Source organism: Nitrobacter sp., assembly GCF_047149785.1.
Classification (GTDB): Bacteria; Pseudomonadota; Alphaproteobacteria; order Rhizobiales; family Xanthobacteraceae; genus Nitrobacter.
Window position 1 is genome coordinate 596,755 of the sequence record NZ_BAAGBE010000001.1, and the last position, 26,954, is coordinate 623,708.

Below are 26,954 nucleotides of genomic sequence, written 5' to 3' on the forward strand. Positions count from 1 at the left end.
CCTCGGCTAGCTGACCGGATCGGCGATGTAGTCTTGTGCGGCGTCGAGCGCATCGGACAGGCGCAGCGTCGCTCGTGTCGCGCGGACTGCCTGGTCGGGAAAATCGGTGCGCGCATGCGCGCCGCGGGTTTCCTCACGGCGAAGTGCTGCGGTCACGATCATCAAAGCGACGATGGCAGGATCGCTTGCGGCCTGCTGCGAGGCGGCAAGCGGCGACAAGGCGCGCGCGGCTGCGCGCAATCCGTCGCCGTCGCGCAGCACCCCGGCGGCGCGCGACAGGATCGGCCGGACCGGGGACGGATCGCTGCTGCCGATGCGTCCTGCGGGTGCCCTGACGGTTCGCCGCTTCATGGAGGGCGTGCCGGCGATGTCCTGCGCGACGAAGCCTGCGCACACCGCCGCCTCGAGAAGCGAATTGCTGGCCAGCCGGTTCGCGCCATGAAGCCCCGTGCAGGCGGCTTCGCCGCACGCCCAGAGACCGGCGATGGACGATCTCCCCCGTCTATCGACGGAAATTCCACCCATGTGATAATGCGCGGCCGGACGGACCGGGATCGGCTGCGTTACGGGATCGATTCCTGCCTCGCGGCAGAACGAGGTGATCGCCGGGAAACGCCGCGCGAAATCGATCCCTCGCAAGTTCCGCGCATCGAGAAAGACACGGTGGCCGACTGTCATATGTCGCCAGACGGCGCGCGCGACGACGTCGCGGGGCGCGAGGTCGGCGCCGGGCGTATCCGCCATGAAACGATCGCCTTGCTCGTCAATGAGGATCGCGCCCTCGCCACGCACCGCCTCGCTGACGAGTTTCAGCGGGAAGGAGCCGGTGTCGAGCGCGGTCGGATGAAACTGGACGAATTCGAGATCGGCCAGGATCGCGCCGGCCCGCGCGGCGAGCGCCAGACCCTGGCCGCACGATCCCGCCGGATTGGTCCCGTGAAGGAACAACCCGCCGATGCCCCCGGTGGCGATGACGACGCGGTCGGTGACAAACGCCACGGGATCGCGCTCGGTCTGGCAAACGACGCCTCTCACCGTGTTGTCCTCGACGATCAGCCGCTGCGCGCGGGTCGCCTCAAGGACCGTGATCGAGGGCGTCTCGTAGACGCGGCGGGCGAGGGTGCGAATGATATCGCGTCCGCTCGCGTCCCCTCCCGCATGGACGATCCGGCGGCGCGAATGAGCTGCCTCAAGGCCAAGCGCGAGGTTGCCGTTGGCGTCGCGGTCGAAAGCCACGCCGAGTTGCAACAGCCGGTCGATCGCAGCCGGTGCGGCGGCGAGGATTGCCGCGGCGACAGCCTCGTCGCAAAGGCCGTCGCCGGCGGCGAGGGTGTCCGCCAGATGCAGCGATGCGTCGTCATCCGGCCCGATGCTGGCGGCAATGCCGCCTTGCGCCAGGATGCTCGATGTTTCCAGGCCCAATGATGCGCTGCTCAGAAGCAGCACCGGCTGCGGCGCCAGCGCGAGCGCCGTCATCAACCCGGCGAGGCCCCCGCCGATGACGACGGCGGCGCCGCTAGTGTCGTGCATAGTTGTCATTTTATCGCCAGCATTCGCTCGACGGCGAGGCGCGCGCGGGAGGCGATCTCCGGCGCGATCGTGACTTCGTGCCGCATCGTTTCCAGCGCATGGCGGATATTGCCGAGCGTGATCCGTTTCATGTGCGGGCACAGATTGCAGGGACGGATGAACTCGAGCCCGGGATAATCGGTCGCGATGTTGTCGCTCATCGAGCATTCCGTCAGCAACATGACTCTGGGCGGCCGTCGGGTGGCAACATAGGAAGCCATCGCGGCGGTCGATCCGGCGAAATCGGCTTCAGCCACGACCTCCGGCGGACACTCCGGATGGGCCAGGACGACGACGCCGGGGTAATTGTCGCGTAGCTGCCGCACCTCTTCGGCGCTGAAACGCTCGTGGACCTCGCAATGCCCGCGCCAGGCGATGATCTTGATGCGGGTTTCGGCCGCGATGTTCTTCGCCAGATATTCGTCGGGCAGCATGATGACGCGCTCGACGCCGAGCGACTCGACGACGGCTTTCGCATTTCCGGACGTGCAGCAGATGTCGGACTCCGCCTTCACCGCCGCCGACGTGTTCACATAAGTCACGATCGGAACGCCGGGATAGGTCTGCCGCAACAGCCGCACGTCTTCGGGCGTGATCGAATCCGCAAGCGAGCAGCCGGCGCCAAGGTCCGGAATCAGGACCGTCTTTGCCGGATTGAGCAACTTGGCGGTTTCCGCCATGAAGTGCACGCCGGCGAGCACGATGACGTCGGCTTCCACCTGCGTGGCCTCGCGGGCCAGCGCGAGGCTGTCGCCGACGATATCGGAGACGCCGTGAAAGATCTCCGGCGTCTGGTAGTTGTGCGCAAGGATGACGGCGTTGCGACGTTTCTTCAGCTCGATGATCGCATCGACGTCGTCGGCGAATGTGGGCCATTCGATCTCGGGGATCGCGTGCCGCACTCTGGGGTAGATCCGGGTCGACGGTCGCAGTTCCAGGATTGCCGACATGACTACACTCCGATCAACATCCATTATACTGATATTGAGTATAAGTCTTGTCAAGACCCGGAAATGGGTAATTTGGTCCCAGCGATCGCGCGCTCCGCCAGCACCGCGCGGCGGAAACGGAAGAGTTTCGCCGGCCGTCCGCCGGTCTCCTGGCTCGTCGCGCCGGTATCCTCCACAAGCTCCTGCTGCTCGATCAAACGGCGAAAGTTCGGTTTGTGCACGAGTTTCCCGGCCAGCGCCTCAACGCAGCGTTGCAATTGCAGCAGCGTGAACGTGTCCGGCATCAGCTCGAAGACGACCGGGCGATATTTGATTTTGGCCCGGAGTCTCGCGATCCCGGTCGCCAGGATCCGACGATGGTCCAAAATCATGGGATCGCCCGGTATGGTCGCGGCGTCGGCCGCCGGTGCGGACGGACGATCGCCTCGCAGGGCTTCCGGGATCAGCCGCGCCTCGTAGAGCAACTCGTAGCGTTGCAGGACAAGTTCCTCGTTCCAGAGATGACCGTCGAAACCGAACAGCATCGCCGCTCGTTGCCGGCGGTCGCGTCGTGTGGCGCGGTCGGGCGCCGCCCCGGCCCAGGCGGCAAGGCCGGACCGGAGCGCCTTTTCCATGGGCGGCGTGCCGAGGCGATGATCTTCCCATGGAAAATAGTCGTACCAACTGCGCCAGCTTGCCTCATATTGGCCGGACTGGGCCTGCTCCCGGGTGAGGCCGAGGTAACTGATCGAGATGACGCGCTGGTCGGAGGAGCCCGTGCGATCCCGATCCGCGAAGGTGTAGAGTTGCTCGACATAGCCCAGCGGCAGTCCTGTCTGGCGCTCGACCCAGGCGCGGAGTCCCGATTGCAGCGACCGATGAGCCAGTTCGAAAGGGCCTGACGGGAGCGCACGCTGATCCTGAATGGTCAAAACGCGGGGGTCGCCGGCGGTGACCGCCGCCAGCAGCGCGATCAGGTCGGCCGCGATCCCTTGTTTGGATGCGGCGGAGACCGGGCGCATCTGTGCCTCGGGACGTACGTGGCCGGCCGGATCACTCATTGCAAGCGGGTCACTCATCGAGCGTGTTCAGGCGTCGAGATCGGGTGTATCGGTTGCCGACATCGGAAGAGAGCTATCCCTATAAGGGCAGTATTTGACGCAATATTCAACCGGACGTCTCCGGCTTGTGAAAATCACCGCACCAACGGAGACATTGCGCCACGCCGTTAGCGTTGCGTCGGAGGTGATGGCAAGATAGTCATGAGATCAGGATCCTCCTCTACTTTACGGCCAGCCATGATTCGTCACATCGTTTTATTCACCGCGAAAGACAAGCGCGACATCGACGAGATGATCGACGGTCTGTCGCTTCTCATGGCGATCCCGCACGCGCGCCGGCTCGAAGTCACCCGCAACCGGAAGACCGATCAACTCGGCAATGACATCGACATCGTCGTTTACGGGGAGTTCGACAGCGAGGCGGAACTCGCGGCGTACAAGGCGCACGATCTCTACCGGGAATCGACAAGGCGGGTGCGGCCGCTCCGGGATCTGCGCTTCGCGGCCGACTGCGATGTGACGTCGGAGTAGCTCGCCGCTGTCGTTGGCGGCCTGGGCCCGGCGCTTGGTTCTTGCCGGGGGATATCATGATGCACGAAATCTATGACGCAGATCTGAAGGCGCTCGAGGGTCGCGGGCGTCTTCGCGCGCTGCGCGGTCGCTCAGGCATCGATCTCGCTTCGAACGATTATCTTGCGTTGGCGGCATCGGAGGAATTGCGACAAGCCGCTGTGGATGCGCTGAGGCGAGGGGCGCCGATCGGGGCCGGAGGGTCGCGTCTGTTGCGCGGCAATCATCCTGAACATGAAGCGCTGGAGCGCGAAGCGGCGGCCTTCTTCGGCGCTGAATCGGCGCTCTATTTCGGTGGCGGCTATGTCGCCAACTTCGCCATTTTCTCGACGCTGCCGCAGCGTGGCGATCTCGTCGTGCATGACGAACTGATCCACGCCAGCGTCCATGAAGGTGTTCGCCGTGGCCGCGCCGAATCCATCGGAGTCCCGCACAACGATATCAACGCTTTTGAATCGGCGATCTCGAAATGGCGCGCGGCCGGCGGCAAGGGCCGGCCCTGGTTGTCGGTTGAAAGCCTCTACAGCATGGACGGCGATAGCCCCAATTTCGCGGAGTTGTTTGCCGTTGCCGACCGTCACGACGCGATGATCGTGATCGACGAGGCGCACGCGACGGGCGTGCTGGGCCCGCAGGGGCGGGGGCTCGCCGCACCGTTCGAGGGGCGCGACAACGTCATCACCCTGCATACCTGCGGCAAGGCGCTCGGCACGTTCGGTGGATTCATCCTCGCGCCGAAGATCATCCGCGACTTTCTGGTCAATCGCGCGCGCCCGTTCATCTTTGCCACCGCGCCTCCGCCTCTGGTCGCCGCAGTGACACGAACAGCGCTTGAAATCTCCCGGACCGATCCCGAGCGTCGGGAACGCCTGGCGCGTCTGGTGCGATTTGCCGGTAGCGAACTGCGCCGCCGTTGCAACATCGAGCCGTCCGGCTCGCAGATCCTTCCGGTGATCGTCGGCGCCGACCAGGCGGCGGTCGCGCTGGCGGCGTCATTGCAGCGCAGGGGGTTCGATGTTCGGGCGATCCGCCCGCCGACAGTTCCCGAAGGCACCGCGCGGCTTCGCATCGCGCTGACGCTCCACGTCGATGAGGCGATCCTCACCGATTTGTTCGGGGCTTTGGCCGAAGACATGCGAGCCGTTGCGTGAGCGCGCGGATCATCGTCACCGGTACGGATACCGGCATCGGCAAGACGGTTTTCTCGGCCGCGCTTGCCGGCGCTCTCGACGGATTTTACTGGAAGCCGATCCAGGCGGGGCTGGACGAGGAAACGGATTCGCAGGCCGTGCTGCGGCTGTCGGGACTGGCCGCCGGGCGCATTCTGCCTGAGGCCTATCGATTGCGGACGCCGGCGTCGCCGCATTTCGCCGCCGAGATTGACGACGTGACGATCGAACACCAGAACCTCGAGATTCCGGAGAAAGCACGTCCGCTGGTCATCGAAGGCGCGGGCGGATTGCTGGTGCCCTTGACGCGCAGCATCACTTATATCGACCTTATGGCGCGCTGGCGCGTTCCGGTGGTGCTCTGCGCACGTACCGCACTTGGCACCATCAATCACAGCCTGTTGTCGATCGAGGCGCTGCGCGCGCGGGGCGTTGCGATGCTCGGCGTCGCCTTCATCGGGGACGAGAACATCGAAACCGAACGGATCATCATCGAGATGGGCAAGGTGCGGCGTCTCGGTCGGCTGCCGCGCGTTGCGCCCATGACGCGCGATACGTTGCGTCAGGCTTTTGCTGGCGCGTTTGATATCGGCGATTTCCTTGAGGGACTGGACCGATGAAGCCAGCGTCTCCGGTCTGGCACCCGTTCACCCAGCATGCGTTGCAGCCCGAGGCGATACCGGTCGCCACGGGTGAGGGCGCCTGGCTCGAGACCGTCGACGGCCGACGCATCTTCGATGCGATTTCGTCGTGGTGGGTGGTGACGCATGGTCATCGTCATCCTCGGATCGTGCGGGCGATCAAGGATCAGGCCGAGCGTCTCGATCAGGTGATCTTCGCCGGCTTTACCCACGAACCGGCCGAACGGCTTGCGCGTCGGCTTGTCGCCATGACGCCGCCGGGGCTCGACTACGTCTTCTTCTCCGACAGCGGCTCGACCTCGGTCGAGGTTGCGCTGAAAATGGCGCTCGGCTTCTGGCGCAATCGCGGCGAACGGCGCAGTCGCATCCTGGCGCTGGACGGCGCCTATCACGGCGATACCATCGGCGGCATGTCGGTCGGCGCGCGAGGTATTTTCAACGCGCCGTATGACCCGCTGCTGTTCGACGTGGAGCGCATTCCCTTTCCCGCGGCGGGCCGCGAACAGGCGACGCTGGATGCGATCGCGACGGCATGCCGGAACGCCGGCGTCGCGGCGCTGATCGTCGAACCGCTGATCCTCGGCGCCGGCGGCATGCTGATCTATCCGCCCCGGGTGCTCACGGAAATGAAGCGGATCTGCGAGGCCCATGGCGTTCTGTTGATCGCCGACGAGGTGATGACCGGATGGGGCCGCACCGGAACCCGCTTCGCCTGCGAGCAGGCCGGCGTGACGCCCGATATCGCCTGCTACTCCAAGGGCCTGACCGGCGGCACGCTGCCGCTTGCGGTGACGCTATGCCGAGCGGATATCTTCGAGGCGCATTATTCGACGGACCGCGGCAAGACCTTCTTCCATTCCAGTTCCTACACAGCGAACCCGATCGCCTGCGCGGCCGCTTGCGCCAACCTGGAGATCTGGCGGGACGAGCCGGTGATCGAACGGATCGCGGCGGTCGCGCGCGCGCATACACATGGCCTCGATCGCTTTCGCGGGGATCGCCGTTTCACCAACGTCCGCCAGATCGGAGCCATCGCCGCGCTCGATGTCGCGACCGGTGATCCCGGCTATCTGGCCGGCATCGGCCCGCGCCTCTATGATGGTTTCCTCGCCCGCGGGCTGCTGGTCCGGCCGCTCGGCAACACGATCTATCTCATGCCGCCTTATTGCAGCACGCCGCAGGAACTCGATCGCGTGTTCGACGCGATCGGCGAGATTGTCGACGGGATCGGATAACCGCGATCAAAAGATCGACCATCCATGGCTTCCCGCGACCGCGCCGAAGACGGTCACCAGGCTGAGCCCGAGCAGAATCCAATGCGCCCGATGCAGTCGCGCAAAAGCGGCTTCCGGCCGCTCGGTTGCGAACCGATGGAAGTAGCGATGCAATATTAAGGGCTCGCCGATGAAGAGCACGAAGGTGAACAGCAGCCAGAGGCCCACCATGGCGTCCATCCACCAGAACGACGGCATCCGGAACCGGTCCCAGAGGTCGAGCTGCCACGTCATGTAGAGGCCGCTCAAGCCGACGATGATGACTGAGGTGCGGGCTTGCCAGATGAAACGCCGCTCGATCGCCTCGAATGCCTTGAGCCAGTTCTGTCCAAGATCGCCGCGCCGGAGCGCCGGCAGGGCCACCGTTGTCGCCATCGAGACGCCGCCGATCCAGACGACCACGGCGAGGACGTGGAGGGCGCGCGCGAGGACGACGTCATTCATGAAGCACCTGCATCCTTTGGCGACTATGAGGACCATTGAACCTGTACGGCAACGCCGTTCGACAGGAGTTGCGCAAACGCAATTCGCTATCATTTTTGGCGTGGTCGCATTACTGTTCGCGAATGCGTAAAGCTCCGCCTCTGTCTCGGCAGATCCTTTCAAACCTCGAGCTTTTCCGAGGCTTGCCGACGGCAGCGCTGGATGACGTTCTTGCCGCCGCCAGCACGCGTTCATTGGAGCGCGATTTTCGTGTGTTCAACCAGGGCGAGACGCGCGTTCGCGCTCATGTCCTTATCGATGGCTGGATCAGGATTTCCCAATCCGGCAGCGACGGCGCGCAGATCGTCGTGCGCTTCATCGGACCCGGCGACATTTTTGGTGCGATCTCCCTGTTCACGGATCGGCGCTATCCCGCCGATGCCGACACGTTGACGGATGCAACCGAGGTGAGCTGGAGCGATAGAGCCTTGCTCGACTTGATGAACAACCACCCCCAGATCGCCATCAATGCCGTTCGCATCGTCGGCCGTCGGTTGCAGGAGGTACAGCATCGGGTTCGCGAACTCGCAACGCAGCGCGCCGAGCGGCGCGTGGCTCATGCGCTGTTGCGGCTGCTCCGGCAGGTGGGCGCAACGACCCCGCGAGGCATCGTCATCCGTTTCCCGCTTCGTCGGAGAGACATCGCCGATATCGCCGGAACGACGCTTTATTCGGCGAGCCGCATTCTGAGCGGCTGGGAAAAAGCCGGGTGGCTGAAGACGCTCGATCGGCGCATTGCGGTCGAAAGTCTTTCGGAACTGATGCGGATCGCCGAGGACGAGAGCGGAAGCGATATCACGCCACCGCCGCCATGAGCCGCCATGAGCAATCGTCCCCCGGGACCCTCCGGCCGGCTTCGACGATGGCCCCCGAAGAGAGCGTAGCGCGCTGGGCAGACGCCTGATTTTTCGGCGGAAATGCCATTCCCTTCGACGAAAGTGACATTGACAGACCTGTGACGAAGGGGACTTGTAGTGACGGTACCCTGGTCGGCGCTGGTTAACGAGCGCGCCAGCCTGTTTGTTGGATTTCGGCGATGGGTTGAGTTTGCACATAAACGTTTGGGAGGAGCATGCGCGATGACGAAGATTTTTGAGCAGGAATTGAATGCGGCGGTGTCGCGCCGCTCCCTGTTGCAGGGCGGCGCGGCCTTGATCGGCGGCGTGATGCTGCCGGGAGGGTTGATCGTGCCGGCCTTCGCCGACGACAAGCCGCCGATCGGCACCTGGCCCGCCGGCTCGTCCGGTTCATCGGTGTCCATCGGCGTCGCGGTGCCGCGCACCGGCACCTACGCCGTGCAGGGCGAGGACGAACTCAAGGGCTGGGAACTCGCGGTCGACCATCTCAATTCCGGCCACGAACTGATGAAGAAACTGTCGCCGAAGACCAAGAAGGGCGTGCTCGGCAAGGAAGTGAAGCTGGTGGTCGCGGATTCCGGTGCCAAGCCGAACGAAGCCGTGCAGGCTGAGCAGCGCTTCATCAGCGAGAACAAGGTCGTGCTGATGACCGGCTCGACCTCGAGCGCGGTCGCCGTCGCCCTCAACAAGCTGGCGCAGCGCGAGCACGTGCTCTACGTCGCGGGGATCTCCGGCTCCAACGACACCACCGGCAAGGATTGCGTGCGCTACGGATTCCGGCAGGGCTTCTACGGCCAGACCGCGGCCGCCGCCATCGCGCCGGTGCTGATCAAGCAGTTCGGCAAGAACAAAAAAGTCGCCTACATGACGCCGGACTATACCTATGGTCACACGGTGACCAAGTCGATGCAGGACATGACCAAGGATGCCGGCTGGACCACAGTGACCAACCAGGTTTCGCCGCTCGGCGCGCCGGACTACTCGTCCTATCTGCTCAACGTCGCCAACTCGGGCGCGGACCTTCTGATCAACGTCAACTGGGGCCATGATGCGGTGCTGTCGATCCAGCAGGCCAAGCAGTTCGGCGTGCTCGACAAGATGAAGCTCGTGGTTCCCTATCAGGTGCCGTTCCTGGCGCGCGAAGTCGGCGGCGGTCTGATGGCCGGCGTCTATGCCGCGACCGACTATTGGTGGACGGTCGAGGACAAGTATCCGCTCGCCAAGCTGTTCAACGAATCGTTCAAGGCGAAATACGGCTACAATCCGGAGTGGGGCGCGGAAAACGCCTATGTCAGCTTCGCGCACTGGGCGCGCATGGTCGAGGAGGCCGGCACCTTCTACCCGCCTGATGTCATCAAGACCTGGGAGAAGGGCGAGACCATTCCCTCTCTCCTCGGCGATGTTCACTACCGGCCGGAAGATCACCAGTGCGTCCGTCCCGTCATCATCGTCAAGGGCAAGGATCCCAAAGCGATGAAGAACAAGGAGGACTACTACGACATCGTCGAGATCGTCCCGGGCGAGGGCATTATCCAGAAGCCGGACGCCTTCGGCTGCAAGCTCGGCGGCTATACCTGATCGAAAATAGACGACGGCGCCGCGGTCGGTCACCCACCGCCTCGGCGCCGGTTTCGCATTTCCCGATGCGTCTTGTGAACGATCTTCCTTTCCAATCGTCTTTGGCGACAGCGTTTCATGATGAACTGGCCAAATTTGGTCTCGCAACTTTTCAACGGGCTGGCGCTCGGCGCCTTGCTGGCGTTGATCAGTTCCGGCCTGACCATCATCTACGGCACGCTCGGCGTGCTGAACCTCGCGCACGGCGCCATGTTCATGCTCGGCGGTTATGCCGGCTATGCCGCGTACACCTATACCAACTCGTTCGTTGTTGCGGTGATCGCGGGCTCGCTGTTCGTCATGATCCTCGGCATCGTGATGGAGCGCGTGATCATCCGCCACTTCTATCATCGTCCCCATGAAGACCAGCTTCTGGTGACGTTCGGCCTGGGCATCTGTTTCGTCGAAATCGTTCGGTTCATTTTCTCCAGTCAGTCGCAGATCGTGCCGCCGCCGCCGCTTCTCCAGGGCATTACGTCGCTCGGCTTCGTGTTCTATCCGACCTATCGCATCGCGGTCGTCGGCATCGTCGCCGTCGCGCTCGCCGTCCTGTTCATCATGCTCTACCGCACGCGGCTGGGCATGATCGTGCGGGCCGGCATCGAGGATTCCGTCATGGTGGATTCGCTCGGGATCAACGTCTACCGGGTGTTCATGGTTGTGTTCGGGATCGGGGCGATGGCGGCCGGCTTTGCCGGTATCATCAACGCGCCGGTGGTGTCGCTGACGCCCGGCATCGGCGACGACATCCTGGTCCAGACGTTCGTGGTCGTGGTGATCGGCGGCGTCGGGTCGTTTCCGGGCGCCATTCTGGGGGGGCTGATTGCCGGCGAGATCATCAGCATCACCTCGATGATCAATCCCGGTTATGCCTACGTCATGCTGTTCGTGGCGATGACGCTCGTGCTGGTGCTGCGGCCTCATGGCCTGCTCGGCGCACAGGGACGCGAATGAGCGCGATCGTCAGATGCTGAGGCAACGCCGTTTCCTGATTGAAATTCTGACCGTGATCGGCCTGGTCGCCGCGCCGTTCGTGCTGCCGCATCTCGGCTTCGCGCCCAACACGGTGAACCGCATCCTGGTCTGGGGGCTGTTCGGCCTCGGCTTCGACATCCTGTTCGGCTTCACCGGCCTGCTGTCTTTCGGGCAATCGGCGTTCTACGGCACCGGAGGTTTCGTGGCGGCCTACCTGCTGACCCGGGCCGGATTCCCGAACGTCTTTCTCGCGCTGGTGATCGGCATGGTCGCGGCTGCCGTGACCGGCTACTTCATCGGCCTGATCGCGCTGCGCCGGACCGGGATTTATTTCGCCATGATCACGGTGGCGATCGCGGAGGTTTTCTACTTCGTCGAATTCAATCCGTTGGCGGAATGGACTGGCGGCGAGAACGGATTGCCTGGCGTTCCGACGCCGAGTTTCAATCTCGGCTTCACCACGCTCCATTTCACCACCGGCTGGTCGCTCTACCAGTTTCTGGCGGCGTGTTATTTCGTCGGCGTGGTGATCGCGCTGCGCATCGTGCGCTCGCCGGTCGGCGCGATCTTCAGCGCGATCCGCGACAACCCGCTGCGCGCCACCGCCGTCGGCCACAATATTCACGGCTACAAGCTGACCGCATTCGTCATCGCTGCCGCCTATGCCGGTTTTGCCGGCGGCCTGCTCGGCGTGATGCAGGCGTTCATGCCGCCGGACGCCTTCATGTTCGATACGTCCGGTCAGCTCATCATGCAGACCGCGATCGGCGGTCCCGGAACGCTGTTCGGCCCGCTGGTCGGCGCGGCCGTCTGGCTGTTCCTGCAGGATTTCCTGCAGTCGGCTCTCGGTCTGGGCGCAGCATGGAAACTGGTGCTCGGAGCGGTGTTCGTGCTGCTGGTCTGCTTTCTGCGCCGCGGTATCATCGGCGGGATTGCCGATCTCTATCGTCTCGTCGTCGGCCGGCGCGTTCACCGCGAACCGGTCGCAGCGCCGGCGACGGCTTTGACCGCCGAAAAGGAACAGGAGATTGCGGAGGCCAAGCTCGCGAAGCAGCCGGATCCGCCGCCGATGGCCCCGATGCATCGTGCGGCTGACAGTTATGCCGGCCCGATCCTGCAGGCGACCGGGCTGACCAAGCGTTACGGCGGTCTGCTTGCCAACAGCGATATCGATTTCACCGTCAACCATGGCGAGTTGCGCGGCATCATCGGCCCGAACGGCGCCGGGAAGTCGACGTTTTTCAAGATGCTGACCTGCGAAGTCGCGCCGACGTCGGGCAAGATCATATTCGAGGGGCTCGATATCACCGGGATGAACGTCACCGACGTGTGCCAGCTCGGGCTGACCAAGAGCTACCAGGTCAATCAGTTGTTCTCGGGGTTGACGGTGCGCGAGAATCTGACCATCGCGGCGCTCTCGGAACTGCGCGGCAAGTTCCGCCTCGACATGTTCCGCAGTCTTCAGAGCATTCCGGGATTGTCGGAACAGGTCGAGCGCACGCTGGCACTCGTCAACCTGACGACGCGGCCGGACACGCCGGTGTCCGAGCTTGCCTATGGCGAAAAGCGAAGGCTGGAAATCGGGCTGGCGCTCGCGACCTCGCCAAGCCTGCTGTTGCTCGACGAGCCGCTCGCCGGCATGAGCCCGCGCGAGCGCGTGGAAACGGTCAAGCTGTTGAAGTCGATCAGCAAGGGCCGCACCATGATCATCATCGACCACGACATGGATGCGCTGTTCGAACTGGCCGAACGCGTCACCGTGTTGCAGGAAGGCCGGGTGCTGGTCGAGGGAACGCCGGACGAAATCAAGAACAACGCCGCGGTCCAGGAAGCCTATCTCGGGGGCGTGCACGGAGTGCTCGACGCATGAGCCTGCTCGAGGTCAAGGGTCTGAACAGCTATTACGGGGATTCCCATATCCTCTTCGATGTCGCGCTGCGCGTCGAGCGCAACGAGGTGGTGGCGTTGCTCGGGCGTAACGGCGCCGGCAAGAGCACCACGCTGAAGAGTCTGATGGGCGTGGTCACGCCTCGCACCGGCAGCGTGATATTCGACGGCGCCGACGTCGCCGGCCGCAAGAGTCACAAGATCGCACAGGCCGGAATGCAGCTCGTGCATGAGGAGCGGCGCATTTTCGGCAGCCTTAGCGTCGAGGAAAACATCGTGCTTGCGGGACTGACGGCCGCGAAACGCTGGCCGCTCGGCCGCATCTACGAGATGTTCCCGAGGCTGAAGCAACGGCGGAATAACCGCGGCAACGAATTGTCCGGCGGCGAACAGCAGATGCTGGCGATCGCGCGCGCTCTGGTCCGCGATCCCAAAATCGTCCTGCTCGACGAGCCGTTCGAGGGGCTCGCGCCGGTGATCGTGAAAGATCTTATGAGGGCCTGCCGCGATCTGGCGGCAGCCGGACAGACCATCGTGCTGGTGGAGCAGAACCTGGCGGCGACGCTCACGCTTGCCCAGCGCATCTATATCATCAACAACGGTCACATCGTGCATGAGGGGCCGGCGCGGGAACTCAAGGCGCAGCCGGAAATCCTGCAACGCTACCTCGGCGTTTAGGGCCGGGCGAGCGCGGCGATCAGCCGCGCGGCGTGATCCTCGAGCACACTGACATCCTCTTTCCGGCTCTGGGGCGGCAGCAGCTCGACCCCCGACTTCATCGGCATGACGTGCATGTGCAGGTGAAATACCACCTGTCCGCTGGCGGCTTCGCTGAACTGCTGGACGATGATTCCGTCCGCATCGAAGGCCTTCATGGCGGCGATCGCGATCGTCTTCGCGGTTCGCGCGACTTCCGCGAAATCGTCCGCTGAAATGTCGAGGATTCCGCGGGCGGAGGCCTTCGGGACCACCAAAGTGTGGCCCGGCGCGCGCGGCATAATGTCGAGAAACGCGAATGTCCGCGCATTTTCGTAAACCTTGAAGCACGGTATCTCGCCGCGAAGGATCTTCGCGAAAATGTTCTGATCGTCGTAGGCCGGCACCGTTCCCAACATGTCTGTTCCGGGGGTTGGCGCAACTTGCGCTTGGTCCATTCTCGCATGTTCGCGGGGCGAATGCATGGCGCGGGCCGCGGGCCGAACGCTAGGCCTGCTCCCCGCTGCGCGACCGCTCCACCGGCTTTGTCAGGCCAAGCTGGCTGATCCGCTCGCGTGTGAGTTGGTCCCGCGCGCCTTCCTCGATCAGCAAGTCAATGAACGCCAGCCGCTTCGATTCGTCCGTCGCCTCGGCCAGCAGGGTCCGGTAGCGTTTGTAGTCGTATTTCTTGTTCTGTTTGTCCATGTCTCAGTCTCGCAGACCCCCCCTGTCATCACGCCAATTCTAAACGCGCGTCCGCAATCGCGCCATGCGCTATGCACAGGTTTGGGGGACCGAAGGTCGCGGTCCGGCGGAACCGGGGCTCAATTGCACGGATGCGGGCGGCCGTCCTGGCCGCGATAGGAGGCGGCGCTCTGCTTGCAACGCAGGTCCGCCGATCCGTCGTAATAGGCGAAGGGTTGATCCGGCGTGACGGCAGGCCCGTAGTTGTGCAGGTAGATATCGGTCTCGGACGAATGATGGTGGTGGTGGTATTTGTGGTGGTGCTTGTGGTGATGAGACCGCGCCAGCGCTGGCGCCGAGACCGCCATTGAAACCAAGGTGGCTGCGGCCAAAATCCTGAGAATCATCATTGGGCCGATCTCCTGTGCGGCGGATGGCGTGGCGGGATGCCCTTGCGGGTGGAATAGTTCGGAACCTGATGCGAGTTGGTTTCATGTTCGGGCCGGCCCCGGCCGCTGTCAATGGGCCGGAACCGAAGCGGTCGCAACCAAGAAAAATACATGGCGCATTTCTGGCGCTGCAGGATTCCCCGCAACCGGCTGGTCGTGTCGGCGGAATGGAGCTGTTACCGGTTAAATCCGCTTCCAGAAAGCTGTTTATAATCTGGTGGTACTTTCTTGCCTTTGTCGGATTGGGACATGAATATAGCGTTGCGAATGTTCTGCCTACTCTGTCCAATCGAGTGCCGCATGGAGACGGCATATCTTGGAGCCTAGGCTCGCCAATCCCGTTCCCGTCTCGACCGGAAACTTCATCGGTAACATTTTTCTCGGCGCCCGCTTTGATTGTGTTGGTGAGAGAAAAATGGCGGACAGTCCTTACGTAGTCTTTCTGCAGGTGAGGAAAATTGGGGGGATGCCGTGTTTGCTCATGAAGATAAGAGAACGACTGAAACAGCGCAGCTGAATTCTCCGCTTGGCAAGGTACAATGCCATGCATACTGATCAGGTCAAAAAGATTTCTGCACCGGGCGGAGTGCCCGCCGAGACACATCTGCTGCACTTGGTGCATGCGTTGCAGAGCCTGTTTAAAACGGGCATCGAAGCCGACTGCATTGTGCAGTTACTCGAAGTTGTGACGAAGAATCAGAACATCAATATCCAGACGTTGGGAGCAACCCTTGGAACCATAGCATCAAGCGCGGAAGAGATTTCCGTGACATCGGACGATATTAGGCGCCGCTCGGATAATGTTGCTAAAGAAACGACAGCGACCAGTGCCGAGGTGACGCGCCTCGTCGATGTCGTGAAAGACCTCAATGAATCAAAAAACCAATTCGGCGCTGTCCAGGAAATGATGGAGGACATCACTAAAACGGTTAAGTTGATTAACAAAATTGTCGATCAGACGAAACTGCTTGCGCTTAATGCGACGATCGAAGCCGCTAGAGCCGGGGAGCAAGGCAAAGGGTTTGCCGTGGTAGCATCGGAGGTTAAAAACCTCTCTGAGTCTACAAGAGTCGCGGCCGAGGAAATTCGAAAGAACATCGAACGTGGTCAGAGTACGCTTGATTCCATTTTCAACGTGTTGAAACAGCAAGTCGAGGAAACCAGCATAATATCTGACAAAGCCTTGCGATCCATTAAAATAGCCGATGCTGAAACGATCAGTGTCGCCGATGCCATCTCCCAGATTGTCGTAGGCATCAAAGATCAAAGCGCCGCGATGCAAAAGTTGAATATTACGATGAGTGGCTTCGTTTCGATGTCAACTCAGAACAGCAATATTATTGCAGAGCTTTCCGAAATTAAAGACGAATTGGGTATCAGCTCAAGACAGAGCATGGACGCAGTTCGGGCTGTCACGGCCATGCAGAATGCCGAAGGGGATTTTAGCAAGACATCCTGCATGATACTTGAGCAGCTCGGTAAGAAGATAAATCAAACGCACGACATAAAGTTAGTTCTTCAGGATTTGGTTGCTCTGATATGTAACAATTTTGGCTGGCAGATTGCGCACGTCTTGATTCCTGATGCGTCCGGCATAACCAAGTCGGCTAAAATATGGAGCATCTCTTCTCGTCAACTGAATAGCAAGTTTGTTCAGATGTCCGAGGCGGGTGAATTTGTACCGGGTAAAGGTCTGCCGGGACGTGTATATCAGAGCAAAAAACTCGAGTGGATTTCCAATGTTACGCTCGATACCAATTTTCCTCGCGCAGAAGCGGCTAAAGAACTCGGGCTGGTTTCCGGATTGGCGCTTCCATTACTCTCAAGAAAGCGTGAGGTGCTCATGGTCATTGAATACTTCGCCACCCGTGAGCAAAAACCGGAAGAGAGCTTCTGCATGATTTTAGAACAATGCGGTCAGATTATTGGCAAGCTGATCATAAGCGAGAAGATCTCTCACGCTTCGTAGGTGCCGCCGTCTTATTCGTCGGCTTTAAGGGGAGGGCCAGTGAAGGCTGTTAGGGATTTTTCTCTGTTCATGATTTATGGCGGCCGATCGTTGCGGCTTTACGATGTGACTGCCCAAGCTCGACGACGTCAATCCGCAAGTGATTCGGTTTGCGCCTCGACGCGAGATAAGCCCGTTCAGATGTTTTGAAAGATCGATTACGGGGGCCGTCATTGAAACTCGGGCCGTATTGCGAGGCGCCGCCGCCGTGACGATCCAACCGTCGTCCTGTGCAATGGCAAGCGCGCGCCGTGCTTCGTCCCACGCCGCGGACAGCACGCCGCCGCTGGTATGATCTGATAGAACGAAGCGTCCTAGCGTCGTGCCGAGGCGTCGAACAGGGCCACCAAAACGGTCTCGCGGGAGGGATGCGCGGGGGAGGGCGCTGTTTTCAAGGCAATCCGGGGCTTTCGCGGCCCTCGTCGTCGCCGTCCTCGCTCTCGCGTGGCCGATGTCTCGCATCCGCGATCCGGCTTTGCAGGGCATGGCCCGTATTCTTGAGCATTGACGGACGCCTGCAGGCGCGGGACAACGCTGGCGGATAATGATATTCGATCCTGCAACACCACAAGATCCCTCCGGAAAGGCCCCCAGATGACGCTGCACACAGGACGGCATTTTCTCCAGATTCCAGGCCCCACCAACGTGCCTGACCGCGTGCTGCGCGCCATCGACATGCCCGTCCTGGATCACCGGGGCCCGGAATTCGCGGAGTTGGGTTTTGAGGTGCTGGCCGCGATCCAGCGGATTTTCCGCACCAAACAGCCGGTCATCATCTATCCCTCGTCAGGCACCGGCGCATGGGAAGCCGCGATCGTCAACACGCTGTCGCCGGGCGACAAGGTGCTGATGGCGGAGACCGGTCAGTTCGCCACGTTGTGGCTGGCCATGGCCGGGAAGTTCAGGCTCGATGTCGATGTGCTGCCGACCGACTGGCGTCGCGGCGCGCCGCTGGACCTGATCGAGGAGCGTCTCAAGGCCGATCGGGATCACACGATCAAGGCCGTCATGATCGTGCACAATGAGACCTCGACGAGCTGCGTGACCTATCCGCTCGAAGTCCGCAAGGCTCTCGATCGCGCCAAACATCCGGCGCTGTTGATGGTCGATACCATCTCCGGCCTCGGTTCGCTCGAATACGAGCATGACGCCTGGGGCATCGACGTGTCGATCGCGGGTTCCCAGAAAGGCATGATGCTGCCGCCGGGCCTCGGGTTCAATGCATTGTCGGAAAAGGCGTTGGCGGCCTCGAAGGCCAACACCTCGACGCGTTCCTATTGGGATTGGCACAACATGATCGCCAATAACAAGGAGGGCTCGTTTCCGTTCACGCCGGCCACCAATCTTCTTTACGGCCTGAAGGCCGCCATCGCGATGATGGAGGAGGAGGGTCTGGAGAACGTATGGGTCCGCCACAAGCGTCACGGCGCCGCGACGAGGGCTGCCGTGAAGGCGTGGGGACTGGAACTCGTCTGCCAGGATCCGCACGCCTATTCGCCGGCGCTGACCGCCGTCATGGTGCCCGACGGACACGATTCCGACGCCTTTCGCAAGGTGGTGCTCGACAATTTCGACATGTCGCTCGGCGCCGGCCTCAACAAGATCAAGGGCAAGGCTTTCCGCATCGGCCATCTCGGCCATATGAACGACCTGACGATAATTGGCGCGCTGGCCGGCATCGAGATGAGCCTCGACATCGCCAGGATGCCGCATCGCGCCGGCGGCGTCGCGGCGGCCATGGAGGTGCTCAAGGGACGCGACGGTACGCCGATGCTGAAGGCTGTTGTCGCCTGAGTTGGGGATCGTTGGGGAGGCCTACGCGCCGTCCCGCTGCCCGTTGAGCGAAGTCGCAGCGCGACTCTGCGTGTAAAGCAAAGAGTGGACGCAGTTCTGTCCGCCACCTCGCAGCGTCAAGTCATGCGGCTGTCAGGTTAGCCGACCGGGTTTTGCGCGCTTCCGACCTTCGAGCCGGCCATATGCCAAGGGCGATAGAGCCCCGATGTCGAGTTGAAAGTAACGCAACCTAGAGCATGATCCCGAAAAGTGGAAACCGGTTTTCGGAAAAGATCATGCTCAAACAAAAAGATGAGCGACGAGTCTGGTTCAACGCAGTTGAAACAGACTCTCGTGGAATGAGGCGGGTTCATCTTGGAGTCGTTCGACCAGATACGTGATCTTCAGATCAATCGATGCGATGCCATCCGTTGGATCGGTGATATCTATGTCGTGGATGTTCCAGTAGGTGACACGATCCTGCCACCCTAAAAATCTTGCATAAAGCAATTCACGATGTTCAGCCTCATCCAACGCCACAACCATGTTCGCGCGCGCGAGGTCGTCGATCGTGCAAGACTTGGGCAGACGGTCGGCAGCCGAAGGAAGGATACCGCGATGTCTGAGCGCGTCGCGGGTGTAGGGCGATATGGGGCCGACATTCGAGGAGCCTCGTTCGAGCGCCAGGCCCCGGGACGATGCGATCCAATCCAAACCAATAAAGCTGACGCGATGGTTGAATAACTCTTCCGCAAAACGGCTCCTGTAGTAGTTGCCGGTGCATAAAAACAGGATGTGCCGCTTCATCGATTTGCCTATGGGTCGCTCTCTATTACAGCACTTTCCAAGCTTCGCGTCGCCCTCAATTGACATCCGGGAGATGTCATTCGAACAAAGGCAGAACGCGATGTCGGCTCACCGATGGTATATTGAATTCGCCCTATCGTATTCAGTTGACCGAACTTGGCTAACTTGGCATCTCAAGACCGAAGAGGGATATGATTTGCCAATCGCAGCCAATGTTCAGCTGGGAGAACGGACGCGGATTCCTCTCCCGGATCTGGTGAACCTTTATGGGTGCTCCATCGGGGATGACACCTTCATTGGCCCTTTTGTTGAAATTCAAGCAGGGGCGACGGTCGGTCGTCTCTGTAAAATTCAATCACACTCCTTCATTTGCGAAGGCGTCGACATCGGGCATGAGGTTTTCGTCGGGCATGGTGTCATGTTCACCAATGATCTTTTGCCTCGCGCCACCGATGAGTCCGGGCGGCGGATTACGGACAATTGGGTAATGTCGCGCACGTCGGTGGAGTTTCGTGCCTCGATCGGTAGTCGGGCCGTCATTTTGCCCGTTAGGATTGGCGCATCCTCATTGATCGGTGCCGGATCTGTTGTAACGAAGGACGTCCCGCCATATGCCATTGTGGCAGGAAACCCGGGGCGGGTGATCGGCGATGTGCGCGATAAGCGCGATCCGCGCTAGCTGATACGGAATACCTCGTGAAAGTACCTTTCAACGATCTGACATGGCAGTGGCGCCATATCGAAAGCGGCGTGCGATCTGATTTCGACCGTGTGTTTGCAAGCAGCCAGTTCTCATCAGGCTCGTTTGTCGATGCCTTCGAGCGTCAGATCGCGGAATGGTTGAATGTCCCGCACGCGATCGGCGTCAATTCGGGAACGTCGGCGCTTCATCTCGCGCTTCTCGCTGCCAACGTCGGCAGTGGTGATGAAGTTCTGTTGCCTGCGCATACGTTTATCGGCAGTGCCTGGGGCATTTTGTATATCGGTGCGGTCCCGGTGTTCTGCGATGTCGATGAACGGACCGGAACGATCGATATCGAGGCCGCGCGTCAACTTGTGACTCCGCGGACACGCGCCATCATTCCCGTTCATCTATATGGCCAGCCGGCAAACATGGACGCAGTCGCCAGCTTCGCTCGGGATCACAGTCTAAAGGTGATCGAAGATGCTGCACAATCGATCGGCGCGACTTGGAATGGACGTTCCACCGGCACGATGGGAGATCTGGGCTGCATCAGTTTCTATCCCGGAAAAAATCTCGGGGCTGCGGGCGAGGCGGGATTGGTCGTAACTTCTGACGATAACTATGCCGGTCGTTTGCGCTCATTGCGCAATCACGCCCAGACCGAGCGATATATTCATGCGGAGCTCGGCTTCAACTATCGGATGGACGGGCTGCAGGCGGTTGTTCTGAAACACAAGCTGCCGCTTCTGTCAGCGTGGACGAAACGGCGGAGCGAGCTCGCGCTCAGGTATATTGCAGGCCTCGAGGGGCTGCCGCTCGAAATCCCATCCATCTGGCATCAAACGCATTGCTGGCATCTTTTTGTCATCCGCACGCACTCGCGCAACGCGCTCCGCGATGCATTGTCAAAATCCGGGATTGAGACCGGGCTGCACTATCCGGTGCCCCTGCACCGGCAACCTTGCCTGTCTGCCTATGTGAAGCCCGGTGCAACGTATCCGGTGGCTGATAAATGGGCAGACGAAGGCCTCTCGCTTCCGCTGTTTGACGGAATGACGGACGAGCAGTTTGATTACGTGGTCAAGACGGTTACTGCCTTCTATCAATAGGCCTTGTGCCACAGGCGGCGATGCCGGGGGAGATGATTTCACATGTCCAATCTGCCCGACATCGTCATTGGAGGGGCTCCGCGCTCCGGGACCAGCTTTCTGTGCGAGGTTCTCGATAAGCATCCCGACGTGTATCTGGCAAAGCCGATCGCACCGGAGCCGAAGGTGTTGCTGACCGGGCATCCAGATGGCGACGCGGGAATTCTGAAAAGATACGATAGCTATTTCGCTGATGCCCCGCCGCATCTGGTGCGGATCGAGAAGACCACCAACTATTTCGAGAACGAAGATGCGCGATTGCGATTCGCGCGATTGCTGCCCAAGACCAAGCTGATCATACTGCTGCGCAATCCTGTCGACCGCGCTTATTCCAATTGGCTCTGGTCGCGCAAGAACGGCCTTGAGACATTGAGCTTCGAGGAAGCCCTGAGTCTAGAAGGCAAAAGACCGAGTCCCTTGCCGCCAGGGCGAGAAGCTGCACGGCCGTTCGACTACACCACGCGTGGGCGATACGGGAGTTTGGCGAGAGCCTGGATCGAGGCGTTGGGTCGCGATCGCATCGGGTTCTTCATCTTTGAGGATATTTTGAGTCGACCGGAATATTTCGTTGCTGCAATCCAGGCGTTTGGAGGTCTAACGCAGCTTTCCTGGTCCGTCCTGCAGACAGGTCGCATCAATGCGACAGAAGCGGATAAGCCCATCGACCCCGAAACGGCAAAGCGACTCCGCGAGCGGTTCGTTGTTGAAATCAGCGATTTTCATGATCTCACAGGCGTTGATGTGTCCGCCTGGGGCGTTTAATGCGACGACTGCGCGGCCGCAGCGCCGCAGCAGCGCACAGGTTTGTTGCTAGAATGGCGTTGGCGTAACGCGCGCTGGGATGGATGGCAGCGGAATGACAATCGGAATTGGATTGGTAGGTTATGGCTACTGGGGGCCGAACCTGCTTCGAAATTTCCGCAGCAATGCGGATTTCCGTGTCATTGGAGTTGCAGACAAGAAGAGCGAGACCCGCGAGCGCCTCTCGGCCGCATTCCCTGATATTCGCACTTTCGAGGAAGCTGAAATGCTCATCGCCCACCGCGATGTCGATGCCGTGGTAATTGCGACTCCCGTCGCGAGTCACTACGGCATCGCGCGACGGGCGCTCGATACCGGGAAGCATGTGCTGGTCGAAAAACCGATGTGTGCCACATTGGACGAGGCCCGCGATCTTGTTGAACGGGCCAGGCGGAAGTCCCTGGTCCTCATGGTCGACCACACCTTTCTGTTCACCGGTGCGGTCCAGATGATCAAGGAACTGGTTGCGCGTTCGGCGCTCGGTCAGGTCTGCTATTTCGACTCGCTGCGTGTGAACCTCGGCCTTTTCCAGCCCGATGTGAATTGCCTCTGGGATCTGGGGCCTCACGATTTGTCCATCATCAACCATCTGATTGACGACGAACTGATTGACGTCGAAGCCTCCGGCTACTGCCACGTCAATCAGGATGCGCCCGACATGGTGTATCTCACCTTGCACTTCCGGAAGAACTGCATCGCGCACCTGAACCTGAGCTGGATGTCTCCGGTCAAGATCCGCCGCTTCACAATCGGCGGGACCGACAAGATGCTCGTTTGGGACGATCTGGACGAGGACCAGAAGATCAAGATCTACAGTTCCGGAATCCACTTTCAGCCAGAAGAACAGCGACCGATGATCATTCCGCAATACAGGATTGGCGACATCCATTCGCCGCGATTGCGGAAAACGGAAGCGCTCGTCGGCGTCGCGCAACATTTTTCTGATGTTATCCGGGGCAAGACGCCGTCTATCATGGACGGAACCGAGGGACTGAAGATCGTGCAGACCCTGGAAATGGCCCAGTCGCGCCTCGATGACAATCTAAAGCGGGTGCGGGCACGGCGGGACGTGCCACAATGACGCGAATTCTCGTCACCGGCGGTGCCGGATTCATCGGCAGCCATCTTGTCGATCAGCTCGTTGAACAGGGGCGGCCGGTGACCGTGCTGGACGATTTTTCGGTCGGCTTCGAGCGCAATCTGACTGAAGCGAATGGTAAGGGCGACGTGCGCATCGTGCGCGGATCGGTCATCGATGCCGAGGCGGTGGCGGATGCCTTCGATAATTGTGAAGTAGTCTATCATCTGGCGACCCAATGCGTGCGTCGGTCTCTCACCAGGCCGATGGAATCTCACCACGTCAATGCGACGGGGACGATCACACTGCTGGAGGAGGCGCGGCGGCGGCGCATCGGCCGCTTCGTGTACTGTTCGAGTTCGGAAGTGTACGGAAACGCGTCGCGGGCAGAACTGCGCGAGGACATCACTGTCTGCGCCCCGATGACCGCTTATGGCGCATCGAAGCTGGCGGGCGAGTTGTACACCGAGGCGTACTTGCGGACCTATGGTGTGCCCACGACCGTCGTGCGCCCCTTCAATGCCTATGGGCCGCGGGCCTATCAGACCGGCGTCCGCGCCGAGGTCTTGCCACGGTTTGTCGGGCGGGTTCTGAACGGGCTCAGCCCGGTCGTGTTCGGCGATGGTACGAATGCCCGCGACTTTACCTACGTGACCGAGATTGCGCGCGGCATTCGGCTTGCTGGCGAAACCGATGCCGTCATCGGCCAGCGGGTCAATATCGCACGCGGAAAGCCGGTCACGGTCAACGATCTGGCGCGAGAGGTTCTCACGGCCCTTTCTCGAAATGACCTGACTATCGAATATCGCGGCGACCGTCCCGGCGATGTCGCCTATCTCCATGCGGATACCGGAAAGGCAAAGGCGTTGCTGGGCTACCGGGCACAGATCGAACTCCGCGAAGGGGTGCGCGATTACATCGACTGGGTGCGCGCGACGGTCGATCCGCAGGGTCTGCTGGAGCAGAAAGTCGAGAACTGGGTCATGGAAGGCGATGCCAATGCCGTCCGTTCCTGAGGTCGCATTCAGTCGGCCATGCTTCGGCATCGAGGAGGAAGAGGCCGCAGCGCGCGCGATCCGCAGCCGCTGGGTGGTCGGCGGACCCAGCCTCGCCGAGTTTGAAAAGCGATTTGCCGAAGTCTGCGGTGCAGAGAATGCCGTCGGGGTGTCGTCCTGGACGACGGGTGCGTTTCTGCTGCTGAAGGCGCTGGGGATCGGTCCAGGCGATGAAGTCATCGTGCCGTCCCTGACGTTTATCGCCTCTGTCAATGTCATTATGCATGCGGGGGCCACACCCGTCTTTGCGGACATCGATCCGGCGACATTCAATATCGATCCGGAGGATGCCGAGCGTAAGGTTACGCCGAGGACGCGAGCCATCTTGCCGGTCGATCAGATTGGTCTGCCGTGCGAGATTGATCGCTTCCGGACGCTGGCGGCTGCAAAGAATCTCATTCTTATCCAGGATGCCGCCTGTTCGTTCGGAAGCAAGTTCCGCGGAGCCCCCGTCGGTTCGCTCGCACCATATTCGGTTTTCAGCCTCCATGCCCGGAAAGTGATTACAACAGGTGAGGGCGGCATGATCGTGACCAATGATGGCGAGCTATCGGCGAAACTCCGCCGCCTGCGCCATCAAGGAATGTCGCTCAGCGACTATCAGCGGCATGCGAGTTCGCCGACCACGTTCGAATCCTATCCTGAAATCGGCTATAATTTTCGTATCACCGATATCCAGGCCGCAATCGGTGTCGCGCAGATACAGAAACTCGACGGGTTTCTTGCGCGCCGCCGTGCGATCGCGCAGGCCTATATCGACGGTTTGAAGGATAATGCAATCGTCGTGGCGCCCAGCGTACCGCAGCATGTCGCGCCGAACTGGCAGTCGTTTCAGGTCAGAGTGCGTGACGGCAAGGTATCGACGCGAAATGCGTTGATGGAACATTTTTATTGTCATGGCGTGGCGACGCGTCGTGGGGTCATGGCGTCGCATCTTGAAGAGCCCTATCGTCATATGGCTGCCAGACTGCCGCATACCGAGGCCGTGGCGTTGTCGTCGCTGCAACTACCGATTTTTCCCGACATGACGAATGCGGACGCCGAACGCATTCTGGAAGTCCTGTCGCGTTTCGCAACGTAAGCAGATTGTCTCGCGAGATTCGAATCCGATCGAATAGTGGGAAGCAAGCTCCTCGATCATGACCTTCGTGCGCACGAGCGATGGCGCGCGGTAACCGGCGGTTTTGAATCCCGTTCCCACCTGCGCGCCGGCTGCGAGGCGTACGTGCCGTTCTGCCGTTGGTGCAAACGGCGTTCGATTCGAGTGATCGTAGCCGTGTATACCGATTTCATGGCCGCGATTGTCGATCTCCGAGGTCAGGCCCCTGTCGATCGGCCAGGCGCGAGGCACGATATAGTTTGCCGACCGGACATCGTTGGATTCCTCGATGGGTAAAAACCACTTGACCAGATTGTTCGGGCATTCCGCGCTGTCGATGTCGTGGGTGAGGAGAACGCGGGTCCGCGCCGGTCTTTGAAACAGCAGGTTGCCGAGGTCCGCCGCGGCATCCGCTGAAAGGTCCACGGGCCAGCCCGGGAAACTGGCCCACCGGGACTGCTGTCTTGCGCTTGCGACCGTACTGCGCCGTTACCCCAGTCGACATTGCCACTGCCGACCAGAGTAGCTAATTTGGCCGGCAGCATAATATCAAGCCCGTCGGCCCAGGATGCCGCCGCAGGCAATATCTGCCAGCATAGCCGTACTTTGATCAGCGAAGTCTCAGACATCGCCTGCTGGCCTCATTGATGGTGGTTTGGTTCTTTTTGAAACGAAATAGAGCGGGCGCTTCTTTGTCTCGATGAAAATACGATAAAGATATTCGGCGAGCATTCCGACCATCATGAACAGCAATCCGAATAGCACGGTCATCATGGTCATGATGCCGGTCCAACCGGGCTCCACGTCGTTAAGCGACCAGTTTATCAGCAGATACAGCAGGAATAGGATACTGCCGGTGAAGACGGTGAACCCGAGTATTGCAACGAACTTCGCGGGAACTGGCGAAAAGCCGACAAAGACGTCATAGGCTGTGTTCAGCATCTGGCCGAACGACCATCGTGTGGTGCCGTGGACGCGTGCTTTGCGGTCGTAAGGGACTGTGGCCTGGTCGAAACCCGTCCAGGCGACCAGAGCGAACGTGACACGGTTATGCTCGCGGTATTGTAGAAAACAATCGAATGCGGTGCGATCCATGAGCAGGAAGCTGCCGGTCCTGAACCGTGAATTCTTCGGCATCGCATAGCGTCTCAGGACATGGTTCAGGATATGCGACGCGGTTTTGCGCGGCCAGCTATCGGCGCGTTCACGGCGCGCGCCCCAGACGACATCGGCACCGTTGCGCCATTCCCGGATGAAATCGAGAACGGTTTCGGGTGGATCCTGCAGGTCGCAGGCCAGCGTGGCGATAATGTCCTGGTCGGGCTCGACGTGATCGAAGCCGGCCGTCAGTGCGTAGTGCGCGCCGAAATTCCGTGACAGCCGAACTCCGGAAAAACGAGACGACTTGCGGGCCAGTGCTTCGATCCTGGCCCAACTGTCGTCCGATGACCCGTCGTCGACAAAAATGACGTGGCCGTCGATCTTGGGGTCGGCGAAAATGACGCGGATGACTGCATCCGCGCACGCGTCGATATTCGACGACTCATTGAATACCGGGGTAATCAGGGTCAGCCGCGCTGGGCGTGCTCTCTCGTTGGTCATTTTGAACCGTGCGAAGTGTGCCTGATTACTTCTGGAA

Annotated in this window: 27 protein-coding genes; 17 read left to right on the forward strand and 10 right to left on the reverse strand. The window is 60.8% G+C overall.

Annotation, left to right across the window (positions count from 1 at the left end; genetic code table 11):
- Positions 1–6: 6 nt before the first annotated feature.
- From ACMDCM_RS02735 to ACMDCM_RS02745, 3 genes are read right to left on the reverse strand one after another with little or no spacing between them, the layout of a single operon-like run.
- Positions 7–1,539 carry an L-aspartate oxidase gene (locus tag ACMDCM_RS02735; RefSeq protein WP_412772135.1) on the reverse strand — a complete coding sequence of 511 codons (1,533 nt, stop codon included), beginning with the start codon at positions 1,537–1,539 and terminating at the stop codon, positions 7–9.
- A complete protein-coding gene (nadA, locus tag ACMDCM_RS02740; protein WP_412772136.1) occupies positions 1,536–2,519 on the reverse strand; it encodes a quinolinate synthase NadA in 984 nt (327 codons plus the stop codon). Before nadA ends, ACMDCM_RS02735 begins: the two co-directional genes overlap by 4 nt.
- Positions 2,520–2,569: 50 nt before the next feature.
- Positions 2,570–3,520 carry an NUDIX hydrolase gene (locus tag ACMDCM_RS02745; RefSeq protein ID WP_412774643.1) on the reverse strand — a complete coding sequence of 317 codons (951 nt, stop codon included), beginning with the start codon at positions 3,518–3,520 and terminating at the stop codon, positions 2,570–2,572.
- 276 nt (positions 3,521–3,796) lie between these two features.
- Between ACMDCM_RS02745 and ACMDCM_RS02750 the strand changes: the two genes are divergently transcribed.
- The 4 genes from ACMDCM_RS02750 to ACMDCM_RS02765 are packed head-to-tail and all read left to right on the forward strand — an operon-like array spanning position 3,797 to position 7,174.
- Positions 3,797–4,090: a Dabb family protein gene (locus ACMDCM_RS02750; RefSeq protein WP_412772137.1), complete on the forward strand. Its 294-nt coding sequence runs from the start codon at positions 3,797–3,799 to the stop codon at positions 4,088–4,090.
- Between the two features lie 59 nt (positions 4,091–4,149).
- Positions 4,150–5,280, forward strand: coding sequence for an 8-amino-7-oxononanoate synthase (locus tag ACMDCM_RS02755; RefSeq protein ID WP_412772138.1), 1,131 nt, complete (start codon positions 4,150–4,152; stop codon positions 5,278–5,280).
- Positions 5,277–5,918 carry a dethiobiotin synthase gene (bioD, locus tag ACMDCM_RS02760; RefSeq protein WP_412772139.1) on the forward strand — a complete coding sequence of 214 codons (642 nt, stop codon included), beginning with the start codon at positions 5,277–5,279 and terminating at the stop codon, positions 5,916–5,918. Before ACMDCM_RS02755 ends, bioD begins: the two co-directional genes overlap by 4 nt.
- Positions 5,915–7,174, forward strand: coding sequence for an adenosylmethionine--8-amino-7-oxononanoate transaminase (locus ACMDCM_RS02765; protein ID WP_412772140.1), 1,260 nt, complete (start codon positions 5,915–5,917; stop codon positions 7,172–7,174). The genes bioD and ACMDCM_RS02765 overlap by 4 nt, the downstream gene beginning before the upstream one ends.
- 6 nt (positions 7,175–7,180) lie before the next feature.
- On the opposite strand, the gene ACMDCM_RS02770 is transcribed toward ACMDCM_RS02765, so the two are convergent.
- Positions 7,181–7,657: a hypothetical protein gene (locus tag ACMDCM_RS02770; RefSeq protein ID WP_412772141.1), complete on the reverse strand. Its 477-nt coding sequence runs from the start codon at positions 7,655–7,657 to the stop codon at positions 7,181–7,183.
- 182 nt (positions 7,658–7,839) lie between these two features.
- Here ACMDCM_RS02770 and ACMDCM_RS02775 point away from each other — a divergent pair, with 182 nt between their 5' ends.
- The 5 genes from ACMDCM_RS02775 to ACMDCM_RS02795 all read left to right on the forward strand — a co-directional run bounded on the left by ACMDCM_RS02775 (position 7,840) and on the right by ACMDCM_RS02795 (position 13,710).
- The gene (locus ACMDCM_RS02775) at positions 7,840–8,511 is read left to right on the forward strand and encodes a Crp/Fnr family transcriptional regulator (RefSeq protein ID WP_412772142.1); all 672 of its coding nucleotides are present in this window, start codon (positions 7,840–7,842) and stop codon (positions 8,509–8,511) included.
- A 264-nt stretch (positions 8,512–8,775) separates the two neighbouring features.
- Positions 8,776–10,131, forward strand: coding sequence for a substrate-binding protein (locus ACMDCM_RS02780; protein ID WP_412772143.1), 1,356 nt, complete (start codon positions 8,776–8,778; stop codon positions 10,129–10,131).
- Between the two features lie 117 nt (positions 10,132–10,248).
- Entirely contained in the window at positions 10,249–11,124 is an 876-nt protein-coding gene (locus ACMDCM_RS02785; RefSeq protein ID WP_412772144.1) for a branched-chain amino acid ABC transporter permease, read from the forward strand.
- Between the two features lie 13 nt (positions 11,125–11,137).
- Entirely contained in the window at positions 11,138–13,015 is a 1,878-nt protein-coding gene (locus tag ACMDCM_RS02790) for a branched-chain amino acid ABC transporter ATP-binding protein/permease (protein ID WP_412772145.1), read from the forward strand.
- The gene (locus ACMDCM_RS02795; RefSeq protein ID WP_412772146.1) at positions 13,012–13,710 is read left to right on the forward strand and encodes an ABC transporter ATP-binding protein; all 699 of its coding nucleotides are present in this window, start codon (positions 13,012–13,014) and stop codon (positions 13,708–13,710) included. Before ACMDCM_RS02790 ends, ACMDCM_RS02795 begins: the two co-directional genes overlap by 4 nt.
- On the opposite strand, the gene ACMDCM_RS02800 is transcribed toward ACMDCM_RS02795, so the two are convergent.
- From ACMDCM_RS02800 to ACMDCM_RS02810, 3 genes are all read right to left on the reverse strand, one after another.
- Positions 13,707–14,147, reverse strand: coding sequence for an HIT family protein (locus tag ACMDCM_RS02800; RefSeq protein ID WP_412772147.1), 441 nt, complete (start codon positions 14,145–14,147; stop codon positions 13,707–13,709). The genes ACMDCM_RS02795 and ACMDCM_RS02800 overlap by 4 nt on opposite strands.
- Positions 14,148–14,235: 88 nt before the next feature.
- Positions 14,236–14,433: a hypothetical protein gene (locus ACMDCM_RS02805; RefSeq protein ID WP_412772148.1), complete on the reverse strand. Its 198-nt coding sequence runs from the start codon at positions 14,431–14,433 to the stop codon at positions 14,236–14,238.
- A gap of 119 nt (positions 14,434–14,552) precedes the next feature.
- Entirely contained in the window at positions 14,553–14,822 is a 270-nt protein-coding gene (locus ACMDCM_RS02810; protein ID WP_412772149.1) for a hypothetical protein, read from the reverse strand.
- Between the two features lie 583 nt (positions 14,823–15,405).
- On the opposite strand from ACMDCM_RS02810, the gene ACMDCM_RS02815 reads away from it, so the two are divergent.
- Positions 15,406–16,830 (forward strand): methyl-accepting chemotaxis protein, encoded by a 1,425-nt coding sequence (locus ACMDCM_RS02815; protein WP_412772150.1) that lies wholly within the window; start codon positions 15,406–15,408, stop codon positions 16,828–16,830.
- 633 nt (positions 16,831–17,463) lie between these two features.
- Complete coding sequence (locus ACMDCM_RS02820; protein WP_412772151.1) at positions 17,464–18,663, forward strand: pyridoxal-phosphate-dependent aminotransferase family protein; 1,200 nt, start codon at positions 17,464–17,466, stop codon at positions 18,661–18,663.
- Positions 18,664–18,972: 309 nt separating this feature from the next.
- Here ACMDCM_RS02820 and ACMDCM_RS02825 read toward each other — a convergent pair whose 3' ends face one another.
- Positions 18,973–19,449, reverse strand: coding sequence for an arsenate-mycothiol transferase ArsC (locus ACMDCM_RS02825; protein WP_412772152.1), 477 nt, complete (start codon positions 19,447–19,449; stop codon positions 18,973–18,975).
- A gap of 196 nt (positions 19,450–19,645) precedes the next feature.
- Between ACMDCM_RS02825 and ACMDCM_RS02830 the strand changes: the two genes are divergently transcribed.
- The 6 genes from ACMDCM_RS02830 to ACMDCM_RS02855 all read left to right on the forward strand — a co-directional run bounded on the left by ACMDCM_RS02830 (position 19,646) and on the right by ACMDCM_RS02855 (position 25,297).
- Complete coding sequence (locus ACMDCM_RS02830; RefSeq protein ID WP_412774644.1) at positions 19,646–20,128, forward strand: acyltransferase; 483 nt, start codon at positions 19,646–19,648, stop codon at positions 20,126–20,128.
- Between the two features lie 17 nt (positions 20,129–20,145).
- The gene (locus ACMDCM_RS02835) at positions 20,146–21,243 is read left to right on the forward strand and encodes a DegT/DnrJ/EryC1/StrS family aminotransferase (RefSeq protein WP_412772153.1); all 1,098 of its coding nucleotides are present in this window, start codon (positions 20,146–20,148) and stop codon (positions 21,241–21,243) included.
- 42 nt (positions 21,244–21,285) lie between these two features.
- Entirely contained in the window at positions 21,286–22,044 is a 759-nt protein-coding gene (locus ACMDCM_RS02840) for a sulfotransferase family protein (RefSeq protein ID WP_412772154.1), read from the forward strand.
- Between the two features lie 79 nt (positions 22,045–22,123).
- Entirely contained in the window at positions 22,124–23,164 is a 1,041-nt protein-coding gene (locus ACMDCM_RS02845; RefSeq protein WP_412772155.1) for a Gfo/Idh/MocA family protein, read from the forward strand.
- The gene (locus ACMDCM_RS02850; protein ID WP_412772156.1) at positions 23,161–24,177 is read left to right on the forward strand and encodes an NAD-dependent epimerase/dehydratase family protein; all 1,017 of its coding nucleotides are present in this window, start codon (positions 23,161–23,163) and stop codon (positions 24,175–24,177) included. The genes ACMDCM_RS02845 and ACMDCM_RS02850 overlap by 4 nt, the downstream gene beginning before the upstream one ends.
- Entirely contained in the window at positions 24,161–25,297 is a 1,137-nt protein-coding gene (locus tag ACMDCM_RS02855; RefSeq protein WP_412772157.1) for a DegT/DnrJ/EryC1/StrS family aminotransferase, read from the forward strand. The genes ACMDCM_RS02850 and ACMDCM_RS02855 overlap by 17 nt, the downstream gene beginning before the upstream one ends.
- Here the strand turns inward: ACMDCM_RS02855 and ACMDCM_RS02860 are convergent.
- Both ACMDCM_RS02860 and ACMDCM_RS02865 read right to left on the reverse strand, forming a co-directional pair.
- Positions 25,223–25,741 carry a polysaccharide deacetylase family protein gene (locus ACMDCM_RS02860; protein ID WP_412772158.1) on the reverse strand — a complete coding sequence of 173 codons (519 nt, stop codon included), beginning with the start codon at positions 25,739–25,741 and terminating at the stop codon, positions 25,223–25,225. The two genes, ACMDCM_RS02855 and ACMDCM_RS02860, sit on opposite strands and share 75 nt — an antisense overlap.
- Positions 25,742–25,936: 195 nt before the next feature.
- Positions 25,937–26,917, reverse strand: coding sequence for a glycosyltransferase family 2 protein (locus ACMDCM_RS02865; protein WP_412772159.1), 981 nt, complete (start codon positions 26,915–26,917; stop codon positions 25,937–25,939).
- Positions 26,918–26,954: the final 37 nt, after the last annotated feature.